The organism is Chryseobacterium sp. C-71 (genome assembly GCF_020911865.1).
Lineage (GTDB): Bacteria > Bacteroidota > Bacteroidia > Flavobacteriales > Weeksellaceae > Chryseobacterium.
The window spans coordinates 3,369,235-3,384,864 of the sequence record NZ_CP087131.1; the positions used below are offsets into that span (position 1 = coordinate 3,369,235).

Consider the following 15,630-nt stretch of genomic DNA (forward strand, 5'->3'; position numbering starts at 1 on the left):
TTTGTGTAAAGCTAATTTAATTAAAAAATTTCTACTATTTGCAGTACTTTAAGTAAAATTAAAGTTTGTCGTAACTTTCAAATCTTTCATCAACAATGCGTTTCCATTCCGGATGTTTTCTGATAAATGCGAAAACGTACGGGCAGAAAGGAAGGAGTTTTTTACCGCTTTCTTCAATGTAAATCAATGTTTTTTCAACGACAGCTGCAGCTGCTCCGGTTCCTGCTAATTCAGGCTCTGCTTCGGTGTGGATTAATGCAATCTGATGACTGGTTTCTTTGCAGTCGATAAATGCAAAATGACCGTTGTATTCAATTTCAAATCTCTTTTTTTCTTCGTTTTTTACTAACGGAATGTTTTCAAATTCTGGTTTCATGATTTTTATATTTTAAAGTTTGATTGTTAACCTTAATGAGTCGTTTTTTTATTAATCGCAAAGGCGCAATTTTTTATTACCTCTGTTTTTAAGGGGCAAGAAAATCAATGATTTTCATTTAATAATAAAGATAATTTTATCACAGATGAAATCTTTGCGTCTTAAAAAGGAACCAATAGTAATCAGATTGCGCCTTTATTTTAACCAAATATAATTAATTTAATCTTCCAAATAGCCGAATTTTCCGGTATTGAAATCTTCAAATGCCTGCATAATTTCTTCTCTTGAATTCATTACAAAAGGGCCATGTGGAAAGATTGGTTCATTAATGGGTTCGCCGCTGATGATTAATACAATTGAATCTTCGGTTGCTTCGATGGTAAAGCTTTCGCCTTCATTTTTAAACAAAACAAAATTGTTGGTGGGTGCTTTTTCTTCATCATTTACAATAATATTTCCTTCAATGACTAGAGCTGCTGTGTTGAAATTGGCTGGAAAGTTAAATTCTGCCTTGCCGCCTGATTTTAATTTAGCATTCATCAAATTGATGGTTGTGAAGGTAGACGCAGGACCCTTGTTCTCATCGTATTCTCCTGCAATTATTTCAATAAAACCATTGTCGCCCAGATCTACTTTTTTCATTTCTGAATTAGAAATAGCCTGATATTTTGGTTTGCTCATTTTATCTTTTGCCGGAAGATTTACCCAAAGCTGAACCATCTGAAAAATTCCACCTTGCTTTGACCATTCTTTTTCGTGATATTCTTTATGAAGAACGCCACTCGCTGCGGTCATCCACTGAACGTCGCCTTCACCAATAATTCCGCCGCCACCTGCACTATCATGATGTTCTACTTTTCCCTGATAAGCAATTGTTACAGTTTCAAAACCTCGGTGTGGATGAACGCCGACCCCTTTTGGGGTTTCGGAAGAATTAAAATGAAATTTAGAATTATAATCGAGCATGATGAACGGATCCATTCTTTTCATATCGAGTTTTTGAATGCTCGGAATAAAATTATGCACCCTAAAACCATCGCCTACGAAATGTGCAGCCTTCGGTGGAATTACGATTTCTACTTTTTTAGTTGTCATAATATGTTTGTTTTAATTTTGAACAAATTTAGGACAGTAAGAAGAGAATTACATTGATGTGTGGTAAGTAGTAGTGAGTGGGAGAGTTTTTGAGTAGGCGTGTCGGAGTCTTTTAAGGTTGGAGTATTTTTGTACTCTAGTACTCTAGTACTCTAGTACTCTAGTACTCTAGTACTCTAGTACTCTAATATTCTAATACTCTACTACGCTTCGGATTTCATATTTCTTCCGTCTGATACATGAAGTCTCCTGAAAACTAAGCTTGATAAAATAGTTAAAATTCCAACCGTTAAAAAGGTGTAACGAAATGCGTTGTGGGTTTCGTGCTGAATAAGTTCGGGGCTGTTTTCATAAATTTTTAAAACAATCAAACCAAATGCAATCCCAAAACCGATAGCTAGTTGCTGATTAACTGAAATTAGAGAATTTCCGCTGCTTGTCTGAAAGTTTCGTAAATCTGCAATGGAAATCGTATTCATCGATGTAAACTGTATCGAATTGAAAAATCCTAAAATGGCAATCACCGGAACAAACCAAAATATGGAATCATGAATATTGGGAATTGCTAAACAGCAGATTAAAGTTCCAATCACAAAAGTATTCACCATCAAAGTTTTTTTGTAGCCGTATTTATTTAAAATTCTGATGACAGAAGATTTTCCAAACATTGCAGTTAAAGCCATCGGGGCAATAATCCAACCTGACATAACAGCTGATTCACCGTAAGCAATCTGAATCATCAAAGGAAGTAAGAGCGGAACGGAGCTAATGCCTAATCTTGTCGCAAGATTTCCGACAATTCCTACCCGAAACGTACGAACCTGAAATAAGTTTAATGGAAAAATAGGATTGTTGCCTCTTTTAGCATGTCGGTAATAATAGAAAAGAAATAAAAATCCTAAGATGAAAACCAATAAAACCGGTGTGATATTCTGCATATCTCCGAATAATTCCAATGAAACTGAAAGTAAAAGAGAGGCTGCTGCGAAAATCATAAAACCTTTCAGATCAAAATCTGTTTCTCGAGAATTGTAATTCGGCATATATTTTAAGCCTAAAAAAATTCCTAAAACACCAATCGGAATATTAATGAGGAAAATCCAATGCCAAGAAAGATAATCTACCATATAACCTCCGACCAAAGGTCCTAAGACAGGGCCAATCAAAGCTGGAACAATTGCGAAATTCATGGCTTTGAGCAATTCGTTTCTGTTGAAAGTTTTAATTAAAGCTAATTTTCCCACAGGCGTCATCAGACTTCCACCGACTCCCTGAATAACTCTTGAGATAACCAAGTGTGTCAAATTCTGCGAAAGCGCACAAAATACAGATCCCAAACTGAAGAGTACCAAAGCAAAAATAAAAACCCTCCTCGTTCCGAAACGGTCTGCTAAAAATCCGCTTGCAGGCATGAAAACAGCTAATGTCAAAACATAACTGATGATGGCATTTTGCATATTCAACGGAGATTCGTTTAAATCTCTGGCAATAGATGGCAGGGAAGTGTTCAGAATGGTTGAATCTAGCATCTGCATGAAAATGGCAGTTGCTAAGATTAATGGAAGAACTTTTTTTACGGTCTGGCGTGGTGATGTTGTTGTGGGCATAATCAAGAAATGATTTTAAAAGCAATTTTAAAACCATTTTATAACATTAAAAAAGTCCTGCGAGAAATCACAGGACTTTTGGGTTTATTTTCTAGGCTTTTCTACTCCTATCCACGCTTCACCTTCTCTTTTGACTTGGCTTAGTGTGAAAGTTTTAAAATCGTCTGTTTTGTATTCGATGTTATCTAAGTTTTGCTCGAACGGCATAATGTAGAAGAACTCTTTGTCTGTTTTATCAGCTTTAGTTCCTTTTTTCACCGTTGGCATATATTTTCTGTTGAATTTATATTTTGGTAAATATTGTTTTAAAGAAGCATAGAACTTTTTGTCTTCTTTTTCGTTAGGAACAATGTCTACAATTTTGAATTCGTCTTTTTTCTTGTCAACCCAAAGATAATAGATGGTTTCTTCCATCGTCTTTTTGTTCAGAGAAGCGAATCCGAAAAATTCTTTCGGTACCAATTCTTTGATTTTTTCTGCATCTACTTTAGTGAAGTATTCACCTTGAGAAGGATCAACATAAGTTTCCAAATTATACAATAATACCTGATTGTTTTGGAAGTTTTTGTTTTTGAAGTATTGATCTAAAGATAATTCTGCTGTTTTTCTTAGCTCTTTACCTCTGTCATCCAGTTTTTTTGTCGGGTTCTGAGGGTTTACTTTTTTCACAAAGTTGTAAAGAACTACAGGCTTGATATCCGCAAGGTGAGGGAAGGTTTTCAGCTGTTCAGCTTTTACCAACCAGTAATATTGCTGATAGTAATCATCTTTATCAACAGGTTTTACACTTTTATAGGTAAGAGCCAGCTTTTTAGAATTAAGATATTTTCCATATTTACCTTGTCCAAAAGCGAAGCTTACAGATAGTAAAGCAAATAAAATAGTAATGTTTCTTTTCATTTTACAGCAAAGATTTTTTTAATTTTTCAAATATAATTATTTATTAGATAATAAGTTTAATACTTAGTTAAATTATGCAAATATTATTGATTTTATTCAAGAAAAAATCCTGTACGAATACAGGATTGATAAATTTATTAATTTTAGTAAGAGGTTTCGTGTACTTTTACTGCTCTTCCGCTTGGGTCGTTCATTTTTTTAAATGCTTCATCCCATTCCAATGCAATGGGGGTCGAACAAGCTACTGAAGGTACTGAAGGAACAGTTGCCGCCGCCGTTTCGCTTGGGAAATGCTCTTCGAAAATCGTTCGGTAACGGTATTCTTCTTTGTTTTGAGGAGTATTTAACGGAAATCTGAATTTTGCATTCGTCATCATCTCATCAGTTACATAATTTTCTGCAACATCTTTTAAGGTATCAATCCATGAATAACCGACGCCATCTGAGAACTGCTCTTTTTGTCTCCAAGCGATAGATTCTGGCAAAAGATCTTCAAAAGCTTTTCTCAAAACCCATTTTTCAATCTTCCCTTCTTCTTTTTTGATCATTTTATCCTGAGGATTTACGTTCATCGCAACATCCATAAATTCTTTGTCCAAAAACGGAACTCGTCCTTCGATTCCCCAGCTCATCAAAGCTTTGTTGGCTCTCAAGCAATCATATAGGTGAAGTTTTCCTAATTTTCTTACCGTTTCATCATGAAATTCTTTGGCATTCGGAGCTTTGTGGAAATACAGGTATCCACCAAACAATTCGTCCGCACCTTCGCCTGAAAGCACCATTTTGATTCCCATTGATTTAATCACTCTTGCCAAAAGATACATTGGCGTTGAAGCTCTGATAGTAGTGACATCATAAGTTTCCAAATGATAAATCACATCCCGAATGGCATCTAAACCTTCTTGGACGGTAAAATTAACCTCATGGTGAACAGACCCGATATGTTCAGCAGCTTTTTTCGCTGCAGCTAAATCCGGAGAACCGACCAATCCGACCGCAAAGCTGTGCAGTCTTGGGTACCAGGCTTCCTGAGTATCTCCACTTTCAACTCTCTGTCTTGCATATTTTGCAGTAACCGCAGAAATAATGGATGAATCTAAACCTCCTGAAAGTAAAACTCCGTACGGTACATCGCTCATCAACTGTCTGTGAACAGCATCTTCCAGGCCTTTTCTGATGGACTGAATATCTGTTACGTTATCTTTTACAGCATCAAAATCCTCCCAATCTCTCTTGTACCATTGCTGAGGTTCGCTGCCTTCAACGCTGTACACATAATGTCCCGGAAGAAAAGTGTCTATTTTTTTGCAAACACCTTCCAAAGCTTTCAGTTCAGAAGCGATATAATAATTTCCGTTTTTATCCCAGCCTTGGTAGAGCGGACAGATTCCCATGTGGTCACGAGCGATCAGATAAATGTTTTTTTCTATATCGTACAGTGCAAAAGCGAAAATTCCATTCAGTTTTTCGATAAAATCTTTTCCGTATTTTTCATACAGTGCCAAAATCACTTCGCAGTCAGACTGAGTTTGAAACTCATAGTCTGGAAATTCTTCCTTGAGTTCTCTGTGATTGTAAATTTCGCCATTTACAGCTAAAACTAATTTGCCGTCTTTAGAAAACAAAGGCTGCTTTCCTGAAGTCGGGTCAACAATAGCCAATCTTTCATGAGAAAATAAAACTTTCTCGTTTTGAAAAACACCGCTCCAGTCGGGACCTCTATGACGGATTTTTTTAGACATTTCCAAGACCTGAGGCCTTAATATTTCAGTTGGCTGTTTGGCATCAAACAAGCATACAATTCCACACATATTATTTTTTATTTGAAATCAAAACTAAAGAATATAAATAAATTATAAAATAAAATTTTAATTAAAGTTAATATTTTAAATTAATTTTACTATTTTGATTTAAAATATAATTATTAAAACATGGTTTTGGAACTCATGCTTGATTTTTTTCCGGATCAGATTTTTATGATTAATTCACGAATATTAAAAAAAGTTATAAAATCTTGATGTATGATAATTAATAATTCAAATATTTTTCATTCCTTTGTTGCTCGAAATAATTTTTTTTCATCATTTGTGTTTTTACCTCCTTGTAATAATATTGCAAGGAGGTTTTGTTTTCACTCAACTCCAAGTAAAGCGCCCGAAATATTCCATGCACTGAAGCTTGTTCCTTCTGGTTCTCCCTGAGGGATTTTCACCTGAATGGTGTGTTTTCCGGCTTTTAAATTTCCAAGCTGGATGTAGTTAGGATTGGTAATCGTTCCCGGACACCAATTGGATCTGCTGAGGTCTGAAGACGATAGTCCGTCCGGAAAATTTCCCGATGCTGGATTGTACAAACGGTAAGAGCCGCAATCTGTTCTCCAGGGAGTAAATGAAAAGGTCATTTTTCCATCCAAATAAATAGAATTGGCTTTCGGAATAAATTCATCACCATTTTCCCAGCCACCGTGCCCCGTTGTGATATATCTTAATTGCGCATCTTTTAAATCTTTTTCCAAAGTAAATTCTACAAATAAACCTTTGTCATTATTAAACATCGTTGCATAATCCTGTCCCGCCATTTCCATAATATTGGTCGTGTTAAAAAGCGGAATTACTTTATTGTTTTTGTTGACGATCTGATCACTCTTGTGGATGGTAATGTCTAAACTTACCTTGTGACCGCCTTTATCATAATTTCCGATGAAAGTTCCTACCCAAATTTCTTTTTCAGAAAGAGCAGGTTTCAACTCAGTGATATCCTGACGAAACGGACTAACCGTTTGCCAGATTTTATCTTTTAATTCTAAATTATTAAACTTATTGATTCCGAATGCGGTGAAAAATCTCATCAGTTCAACTGTCGGCTGATAATTTTCATTTGAAATAACTCCAAAATATTGTTTCCCGTTTCCGTTTTCATAAACTGGGAGTGTTTTCACTCCTTTTTCCAATCCGTCAAAAAAAGATTGCGATTTATCTTCGGGAATAAAAAATACGGTTCCTGTTCTGTCATAAGCATCACCGTTCGATTGTTGTTTTAGTTCCGCAAAAATATTTTCGCCTTGCAAAATTTTTGGAAACTTGATTTTCTTTAAAATAATGGTTCCGTTAGCAAAGCGTTTTATGTTTTCGTCAGATTTTGACTGGTCTGAAAAATTAATGATTTCATTTTCAAAAACCTTTAATGTGGTAAATCTGCTCTTCCAAAGTAAATCTTTGTAGCTTAAAAGGTCTGTCGTAGTAATGGGTTTGTTGATAATATTTTCAATTCCTGATTTTTTAATTTTTTTCAGAGACGTTGCGGTCGTTGCAGAATTTCCGTTTCGTTCGATTTCTAAAACTAAACCTAGATTTTGTCCGAGACTTGACGGTCCACCTTTCAGTTTCAGATCATTCGTGTACCAAACTTCAATCGTATTTGAATTGATCTTGGTAACCGCCTGTTTGCAGGTATAACCTAATATTTTCTTGGTTTTATCTGTAAATTCAAAACTTTGCTTGGCGATTGCTTCTGAATCGGAAGTTGAAATGATTTCGCCGGGCTTTAAAAATCCATAAGAAACAATCGTATTGGAAGGTTTTTCTATCTTGCTGATTTCAAATGGATATTCGTTTTTCTGTTCTTTTGTTTTTGAATTTAAAATGTAATTCTCACTTTCGTTGACCCAAACAATTGTGGGATTTTGATTAGGCTGAACTTTTCCGTTGTAAGAACTTTCGTATTGAATTTCGTAAGTCTGGGCGAAATTTAAAATAGATAAGAAAATAAAAAAACTTGCTAAAATTGTCTTAAACATAATGTGTTGATGGTTTTTACAAAGATAATGTTTGATTTAGATAATAAAAAAACTACTCCAGAAAATAGAGTAGTTGATATTATTGTATTTAAAATAAATTTAAGCCAATCTTTCGATCAGAGCCATATAGAATCCGTCGTAGCCTTGACTTGGCATTATTTTTTCGTCTTTGATTAATTTATAATCAGGGTTGTTTTTCAAAAATTCAGCAACCTGTTCGTTGTTTTCAGAAGGAAGAATAGAGCATGTAGCATATACCATTTTTCCACCCTTTTTAAGGATTTTAGAATAATCTTGGATAATTTGCTGTTGTTCTTTTTTAATTCTGTCGATGAATGCCTGATCTATTTTCCACTTGCTGTCTGGGTTTCTTTTTAAAACTCCCAAACCTGAACAAGGCGCATCAATTAGCAATCTGTCTGCTGTTTCGTGAAGACGTTTGATGACTTTGTTGTCAGAAATCATACGCGTTTCGATATTGTGAGCTCCGGCTCTTTTTGCACGACGTTTCAATTCAGCCAATTTCCATTCGTAAATATCTAAAGCGATAATCTGACCTTTATTGCCCATCAATGCCGCTAGGTGAAGAGTTTTTCCACCTGCTCCTGCACAAACGTCAACCACTCTCTGACCTTCTTTTACATCAAGGAAATAACCGATTTTTTGAGACGTTGCATCCTGAACTTCAAATAATCCGTCTTTAAACGCACTTGTAAGAAAAACGTTCTTTTTCTCTTCCAACTGCACTGCATCGGGATAGTTTTTTACGGTGTAGGCTACTACATTTTCATCTGCAAGGTCTGAAATCAATTCTTTTGCTGAGGTTTTCAATGAATTTGCTCTTAAAACTGTCGGAGCCTGCTCGTTCAAAGCTTTCATCTCTTTTTCCCAAATCGGACCTAGTTCTTTTTCTAAAGTTTCTGCCAACCATTCAGGAATTGAGTGTTCGATAGATTTTGTAGGAACGGTTCCTTTTTTCAGTTTGGTGGTAATATCAGCGATTTTGATTCCTTCAAATTCTTCAAATCTTTTGTAATTGGTTTTGCTATAAAGACAGTAAGCAACAATTAATTTATAAACATTGTTAGGTTTTACACTTTCACCCATATAATATTCAAGGCGTCTTTTCCAACGGATGATGTTGTAGAAAATCTCCGAAACAACTGCTCTGTCCTGGCTTCCCCACTTTCTGTGAGCTTTCAAAAGTCTTTCGATTACTTTATCGGCATATTTATTTTTCTCAAAAAAAGTTTCTTGTAAAGCATCGTGAATTCCGATGGCCAAGTTTCTGTGTATTAATTCCATTGTTGCAGTATGCTGTTTGAACTTGCAAAAATACGAATTTAAGTTGAGAGTTAAGAGTTTATACGTATGAGTTATATTAGTGTAGTTTTTGAATTTAATTTGAGCATTCATTCAATTCATCTTTTATAAAATGAATTTCTTTTTACTTAAATTTCAATTTAAAACTTGTAATTCAAAAAAATTACCTTTGCAAAAATTTAAAAATATGAGTGATACGGTTATTTGTCCGAAATGTAGTTCGGAATTTACTTACGAGCAGGATGATTTGATGGTTTGTTCGCAATGTTTCTACGAATGGAATCCTAAAGAAATGGCGGCAGAAAATGACAATTCAGGAAAAATTTTAGATGCTAACGGAAATGAGTTGCAAGACGGAGATTCGGTAGTGGTTGTAAAAGATTTGCCGGTAAAAGGTGCTCCGAAACCAGTAAAAGCTGGAACTAAAGTTAAAAATATCCGTTTAAGACCAGACAGCGATCATAATATCGATTGTAAAATTGACGGTTTTGGTTCGATGGCTCTGAAATCTGAATTTGTGAAAAAAGCGTAATCAGCATCTGGCGTTTAGCTTTTGGCAAGTTGCTAAAAGCTAGAGGCGAAATGCCAATAAAAAAAAGGAAAAGATTGGACAGTGTAAACTTCCAAGACTTCATTGCAGGAGAAAGCTAATTTCAGTCTATTTGGCGGAAGAGAATTGAACCAAAAGTTTCCTTATGTTGTTGCTTACTCAAATGTATTAATAATATTGAAAATCAGATAGATAAATCTATTTAATTTATCCACAAACTAACATTAAGGATGCTAAAGAATTGTTAATTATTTGAATGAAATTTTCAATGAACCTTCGATTTTTTCGTTGGTCTGGATGATGAGCTCTTTATTTTTTGAAATAATTTTATTCCAGTAATGATTTCCGGCGAATCTACTTTCTACAACTTTTGCATCAAAACCATTTTCTGAAATTTGTAACTGCTGCGGGTAATATGCTAAACTTGAAAGTCCAAAATCGTTCATTTCAGATTCTGTAAAAATATTGACCTCTCCGAAAAGCTTTGCAACGTAAGTGTTGTAAGGATTTTTGTAGGTTTCTTCCGGATGGTCATTCTGTATGAGTCTTCCGTTTTCCAAAATTACAATCTGGTCAAGCCAAGGAATAATATCCTGCAACTCGTGAGTAGAAACAATTAGCGAAATATTTTTTTCTTTTACATATCTGAAAAGCTTTTCCCGAAGTTCAATTTTTCTTGCATAATCGAGATGGCTGAAAGGTTCATCCAGCAAAAGTAATTTAGGTAAAACTGAAAGCGCTCTTGCGATAGCAACCCTTTGTTGTTGTCCGCCACTTAAATTTTTAGGTAAAACATTGGCATATTCTACCAATCCTACAACCTCTAAAAGTTCATAGACCGTTTCTTTTTTCTTGGCTAAATTGATATTAGAAAGAAATTTTCCCACATTATCAGCCACGGTTGCATAAGGCATCAGGTCAAAATTCTGTGCTACGAATTTCATTTCTGCTTCACCAGGAACGAGATTTCCTTTTGGACCCATCAATTTTGTGCCTCCGAAAATAATTTCACCTTGGTCCCAATTGAGAAGTCCGTAGATAAGGCTCAATAAAGTAGACTTTCCGCAACCGCTTTCACCTGCCAATGCAATTATTTTTCCTTCGCCCAATTTGAGGTTGAAGTTTTGGAACAAAGGTTTTTCCTTTGTGTGTGAAAAATATAAATTGTTTATCTCTAATAGCATTACGCAAAAATACGGTTTTTAGAAAACACTGGCATATTTTTAGTAATTTTGCAGTGACTTAAAATTTATAATCATGCATAGAAAATTATTCTCCCTGGCAGTTCCCGCAATTTTTGCTGCAGTCGTTTTTGTTTCATGTCAGAAGGAAAAACCTGTGACAAGTGAAGGAACCGAAGTTACTACAACAAAAGATGGTAATCAATATGTGCTGGATACTTTGAATAGTAGAGTAGAGTGGAAGGGTTATAAAGTTTTTAAATCTGAAAATACCAGCCATTTCGGAACGATTACTTTCGAAAGTGGTGACGTTACGGTAAAAGATGGAAAGCTTGAAAGCGGAAAATTCGTAGCAGATATGAATTCTCTCACATCTGTTGATTTAAAAGACGATGCAGAGCAATTAGGTAAATTAAATGGTCATTTAAAGAGCGGAGATTTTTTCGAAACAGAAAAATTCCCAACATCTTCTTATGAAATTACAAAGGTAACTCCGTCTGCAGAAGGTGATTACAATACGATTTTAGATGGTAATTTAACCATAAAAGGTATTTCAAAACCTGTTCAGTTTAAAGCAAATGTTTCGATAAACGAAGGTGTTGTAAGCATTGCGACAGAGCCGAAAGATATTATGAGAGAAGAATTTGGGGTGAAATTTCAAAGTCCTGCTGAGAATGGCGTGATTAAAGATGAGGTAAGCCTTCAGATTAATGTGAAAGCGCTGGAAAAGAAATAATTATTTAAACTAAATAAACCAATTAAAACTGTCTCTATAAAAAGACAGTTTTTTTATGATAAATTCAAAACTTTTTTAATTGGAAAACCTTATTTTTGCAGATACATTTTTGAAAGGGTTAAAACAATGACAGAAAAGATAGAAGAATTACTAATCGAAGTAAACGGCTTCAGCGCAACATCCAAAGATGAGATTGAGAACTTCAGAATTAAGTATAATGGTAAAAAAGGAGTCTTAAATGATTTTTACGAATCATTAAAGACTGTTCCGAATGACCAGAAAAAAGATTTTGGACAAAAAATCAATTCTTTGAAACAAGCTGTGGCTGCCAAGTTGGAAGATTTTAAAGCATCTTCTGAGTCTTCTATAATTGTTGAAAAAGAAGACCTTACAAGACCTGCTTTTCCTTTAGAACTGGGTTCGAGACATCCGATTAATATCGTGAAGAACAGAATTATCGATATTTTTAAATCGATCGGTTTTGCTGTAGCAGACGGACCGGAAATTGAAGATGACTGGCATAACTTCACTGCATTAAACTTACCGGAATATCATCCGGCGAGAGATATGCAGGATACTTTTTTCATTGAGCAAAATCCTGATATTTTGTTAAGAACGCATACTTCTTCGGTTCAGATTCGTTACATGGAAGAAAATCAGCCACCGATCAGAATTTTATCTCCGGGAAGAGTGTTTAGAAATGAAGCTGTTTCTTCACGTTCGCATTGTATTTTCCATCAGATTGAAGGTTTGTATATTGATGAGAAAGTGAGTTTTGCAGATTTAAAACAAACGATTCAGTTTTTCACGACAGAACTTTTCGGAAAATCAAAAATCAGAATGAGGCCTTCATATTTTCCTTTTACTGAGCCTAGTGCAGAGATTGATGTGTATTGGGGATTAAACTCTGAAACAGATTACAGAATCACAAAAGGAACAGGATGGCTGGAAATTATGGGTTGCGGAATGGTAGACCCTGCCGTTTTGAAGAACGTCAATATAGATTCTGAAAAATATTCAGGCTATGCTTTCGGAATGGGGATTGAAAGAATTACCATGCTTCTTTATCAAATGAGCGACATCAGGATGTTCTTCGAAAACGATATAAGAACACTAGAACAATTTAAGTCATTATAATCGATTTATAATTAAAATAAATTCAAATCCTGTAAATTAAGTTTTTACAGGATTTTTTATTAAATTTATACTATAATTACACACAAGAATGATTAGAAAATCAATGAGTTTCAGATTGAGAAAAGTTGTACAATATTCTCTTATTTTTTGCATTTTGCTAATACAGTGTATCATAGCTGGATTTTTTTATAACGAGTTTGTTAATAATAAAAATTTGACTTTCATTGAGAAACAAATCAAAGAAGTTCACCAGCTTGAGAATCTTACCGATGATTCTAGAAAAGAACTGAACAATGCACAAAATTTTTTCCAACAATATGTGATTACTCAGGATGATGAGTATTTGAAATCTTATTTTAATTCTGTTAATAAATTAACCAAAAATATTGACAGCATTAATCATTTTAAATATCAGAATCCACGATTGGAAAGCATTTTGGCATCCCGTCAAAAAGAAGCTGGTGAAACGAGAAATTTGAAAAAGCTGGTAGATTCTACCTATGAATTTTCTACCAGTTCTGCGGTAAGAATTCCAGATGAGCTTCCTAAACTTACAAAATATAAATTTGATTATGACTTCGATAAATTTGAAGTACAAACAAAAAAATACTCAGATACCGTCAAAAAGAAAGGTCTTTTTGGCCGTCTGGGAGATGCTATTTCTGGAAAAGAAAATGTACGAAAAGATAGTGTGGTGGTAACAGTGAAAGGCGGAAAGGTTTTAGATGTTCCTACTGTTAAAAATGAGTTTGATAGCATTGTAAACTCTATCAATAATCACTATATAAAAGAAGTTCAGAGGATACACGTGAAAGTCAACAAGAACAAAAATAGCAGTAAAATTGAAAGCAATAAATTCTTTACAACTTTCAACTCCTTGTTAATCTACAGCAATGAGTTGATGAATATCTATGAATTTGCGGTACGGGATTCTAAAACAGAGCTTGAGAAAGAATATGCTCTTCAAAACTCAAACAGCAACAAGATTAGAAAAAATCTTGTGATAGGGCTGATGGTTTTAATGTTTATTGTTTCTATTTTGATCATGTACTTTACACGAATTGCTTTCATTTACGAAAGAAGGCTTAATGCGGCTAATGTTCAAATTAAAGAAAATCTCAATTTTAAAAACAGAATTCTAGGAATGCTCAGTCATGAATTGAGATCTCCTTTGAAAATTATTGGAATTTTCATCAACAGAATTAATAAAAAAACAACCGACCAAAGCATTAAAGAATATTTAAAGTCAATAAGCTTTACCAATAATACTTTACTCATGCAGGCCAATCAAATTTTGGAGTATACAAAAAATCAGCACGTTGAAAATAAACTGATTCCAGTAGTTTTTAATCTTAAAAATGAAATTACATCTATCTTAACTTCGATTGAACCCTATATAGAAACCAGAAACAACAGATTTATTGTTCAGGAAAATATTGATTCGAATATTGTCGTTTTTTCTGATAATACGAAAATCAATCAGGTTTTTATGAATATTCTGGGTAATGCTAATAAGTTTACAGAGAACGGGCAAATCAGTGTTGATACTTCCGCAGAAAAAACAGATGAAAATACCGTGGCTTTAACCACTAAAATAAGTGACACTGGTGCAGGAATTTCAAAATCTGATTTAGAAAAAATATTTGAACCTTATTATCAAGGTGTATTGTCTAATGAGGTAGAAAATCTCGGAGCTGGTTTGGGACTGAGTTTGTGTAAGGAAATTGTAGAATTGTATGGTGGAAATATTTCTGTAACCAGCGAGCAAAACGAAGGAACGACGGTGTCTTTTGTTGTTAATTTAAAACTGAATCAATGAGTCAATCAGATCAAAAGCCAATTACTTTTTTGCTTGCAGACGATCATAGCCTGATTAGGCAGGGACTTCTGTTTGTGATAGAAGATATTTCACCAGGCAGCAAGATTTTTCAGGCATCTAATCTTCAGCAGGCTTTGGAATCGGTAAAAACTCATGAAATTGATATCGCAATCATCGATGCTCATTTTCCTGACGGAAACAGCCTTACGATTTTACCAGAGATAAAAAAGATAAGACCAGAAATTAAAATTCTGATTTTTACAGGAATTGAGGAAAGCACGCAGTCATTAAAATACATTAATGCTGGTGCTAATGGGTTTCTTAGCAAAATGAGTGAAGAGGATGAGATAGAAAATGCGTTGCAAAAAATGCTACAGTACGGGGAGTATATTTCTCCGCTAACGCAAAGTTTATTGTTGAATTCTTTGCGTAATCCAAAAGGAGCAAACCCATTGTCACGTTTGACGGAAAGAGAATTCCAGATTGCAGAATTGTACGCCGAAGGTTTTGGGAATCTTGAAATTGCCAATAAATTAGATGTAAAACAAAATACCATCAGCACCATCAAAAAAAGAATGTTTGAAAAGCTGGAAATTGAAAATATTGTTGAGCTTATTGAATTGATCAAAAATAATTGATAATTTTTAAGGTCACATTTACTATTTGCAGCTCATTTTTGCGATAAATAATCAACAGAATCATCAACGATTCTGTTTTTTGTAGATAAATATCTACAAACCTATCGATATATATCTAAGCTATTTATGCTAATAATATTTCAATATGTTGGTATTTTTGTACCAAGATAATCGATTATATAATCATATCCGAAAAATAATGTGAGGTTTGGTTCAAAAAACACAAATGATGATTTAAAACTTCAGATGAAACACAAGTGATAAAAAAAAAGTATCAAAATGCAGAGCCGTAAAGGCTCTGTATGAGATACTAAAAAATGAAACACAAATTCATGATGGCTTAGAAGCCGCAAATGATGATTTTTATATCAAGTAACACCAACGATGAAAAAATAAAGTATCGCCATGCAGAGTCGAAAGGCTCTGTGTGAGATACTAAAAACACAAATTGAGAAAAAGTTTCTAGACACAA

At 34.3% G+C, this 15,630-nt stretch carries 13 protein-coding genes; 5 read left to right on the forward strand and 8 right to left on the reverse strand.

Features of this window, described 5'->3' with window-relative positions; genetic code table 11:
• Positions 1–58: 58 nt before the first annotated feature.
• The 7 genes from LNP04_RS15560 to LNP04_RS15590 form a co-directional block, all read right to left on the reverse strand.
• On the reverse strand, positions 59–376 hold the full coding sequence (locus tag LNP04_RS15560; protein ID WP_229983818.1) for a GNAT family N-acetyltransferase: 318 nt from the start codon (positions 374–376) through the stop codon (positions 59–61).
• A gap of 219 nt (positions 377–595) precedes the next feature.
• Positions 596–1,471 carry a pirin family protein gene (locus tag LNP04_RS15565; RefSeq protein WP_229983819.1) on the reverse strand — a complete coding sequence of 292 codons (876 nt, stop codon included), beginning with the start codon at positions 1,469–1,471 and terminating at the stop codon, positions 596–598.
• Between the two features lie 203 nt (positions 1,472–1,674).
• Entirely contained in the window at positions 1,675–3,078 is a 1,404-nt protein-coding gene (locus tag LNP04_RS15570; protein WP_229983820.1) for an MFS transporter, read from the reverse strand.
• 84 nt (positions 3,079–3,162) lie between these two features.
• Positions 3,163–3,978, reverse strand: a complete 816-nt coding sequence (locus LNP04_RS15575) for a hypothetical protein (protein ID WP_229983821.1) — start codon at positions 3,976–3,978, stop codon at positions 3,163–3,165.
• A 143-nt stretch (positions 3,979–4,121) separates the two neighbouring features.
• The gene (gene asnB, locus LNP04_RS15580; RefSeq protein WP_229983822.1) at positions 4,122–5,789 is read right to left on the reverse strand and encodes an asparagine synthase B; all 1,668 of its coding nucleotides are present in this window, start codon (positions 5,787–5,789) and stop codon (positions 4,122–4,124) included.
• 320 nt (positions 5,790–6,109) lie between these two features.
• On the reverse strand, positions 6,110–7,774 hold the full coding sequence (locus tag LNP04_RS15585; RefSeq protein ID WP_229983823.1) for a GLPGLI family protein: 1,665 nt from the start codon (positions 7,772–7,774) through the stop codon (positions 6,110–6,112).
• Positions 7,775–7,873: 99 nt separating this feature from the next.
• Complete coding sequence (locus LNP04_RS15590; RefSeq protein WP_229983824.1) at positions 7,874–9,079, reverse strand: RsmB/NOP family class I SAM-dependent RNA methyltransferase; 1,206 nt, start codon at positions 9,077–9,079, stop codon at positions 7,874–7,876.
• A gap of 205 nt (positions 9,080–9,284) precedes the next feature.
• On the opposite strand from LNP04_RS15590, the gene LNP04_RS15595 reads away from it, so the two are divergent.
• Entirely contained in the window at positions 9,285–9,629 is a 345-nt protein-coding gene (locus LNP04_RS15595; protein WP_229983825.1) for a zinc ribbon domain-containing protein YjdM, read from the forward strand.
• A 266-nt stretch (positions 9,630–9,895) separates the two neighbouring features.
• On the opposite strand, the gene LNP04_RS15600 is transcribed toward LNP04_RS15595, so the two are convergent.
• Positions 9,896–10,831 carry a sulfate/molybdate ABC transporter ATP-binding protein gene (locus LNP04_RS15600; RefSeq protein ID WP_229983826.1) on the reverse strand — a complete coding sequence of 312 codons (936 nt, stop codon included), beginning with the start codon at positions 10,829–10,831 and terminating at the stop codon, positions 9,896–9,898.
• Between the two features lie 73 nt (positions 10,832–10,904).
• Between LNP04_RS15600 and LNP04_RS15605 the strand changes: the two genes are divergently transcribed.
• The 4 genes from LNP04_RS15605 to LNP04_RS15620 all read left to right on the forward strand — a co-directional run bounded on the left by LNP04_RS15605 (position 10,905) and on the right by LNP04_RS15620 (position 15,158).
• On the forward strand, positions 10,905–11,564 hold the full coding sequence (locus tag LNP04_RS15605; RefSeq protein ID WP_229983827.1) for a YceI family protein: 660 nt from the start codon (positions 10,905–10,907) through the stop codon (positions 11,562–11,564).
• A gap of 126 nt (positions 11,565–11,690) precedes the next feature.
• Positions 11,691–12,701, forward strand: coding sequence for a phenylalanine--tRNA ligase subunit alpha (locus LNP04_RS15610; RefSeq protein WP_229983828.1), 1,011 nt, complete (start codon positions 11,691–11,693; stop codon positions 12,699–12,701).
• 214 nt (positions 12,702–12,915) lie between these two features.
• A complete protein-coding gene (locus LNP04_RS15615; protein WP_229983829.1) occupies positions 12,916–14,520 on the forward strand; it encodes an ATP-binding protein in 1,605 nt (534 codons plus the stop codon).
• Positions 14,517–15,158 carry a response regulator transcription factor gene (locus tag LNP04_RS15620; protein WP_229983830.1) on the forward strand — a complete coding sequence of 214 codons (642 nt, stop codon included), beginning with the start codon at positions 14,517–14,519 and terminating at the stop codon, positions 15,156–15,158. The genes LNP04_RS15615 and LNP04_RS15620 overlap by 4 nt, the downstream gene beginning before the upstream one ends.
• Positions 15,159–15,630 lie beyond the last annotated feature (472 nt).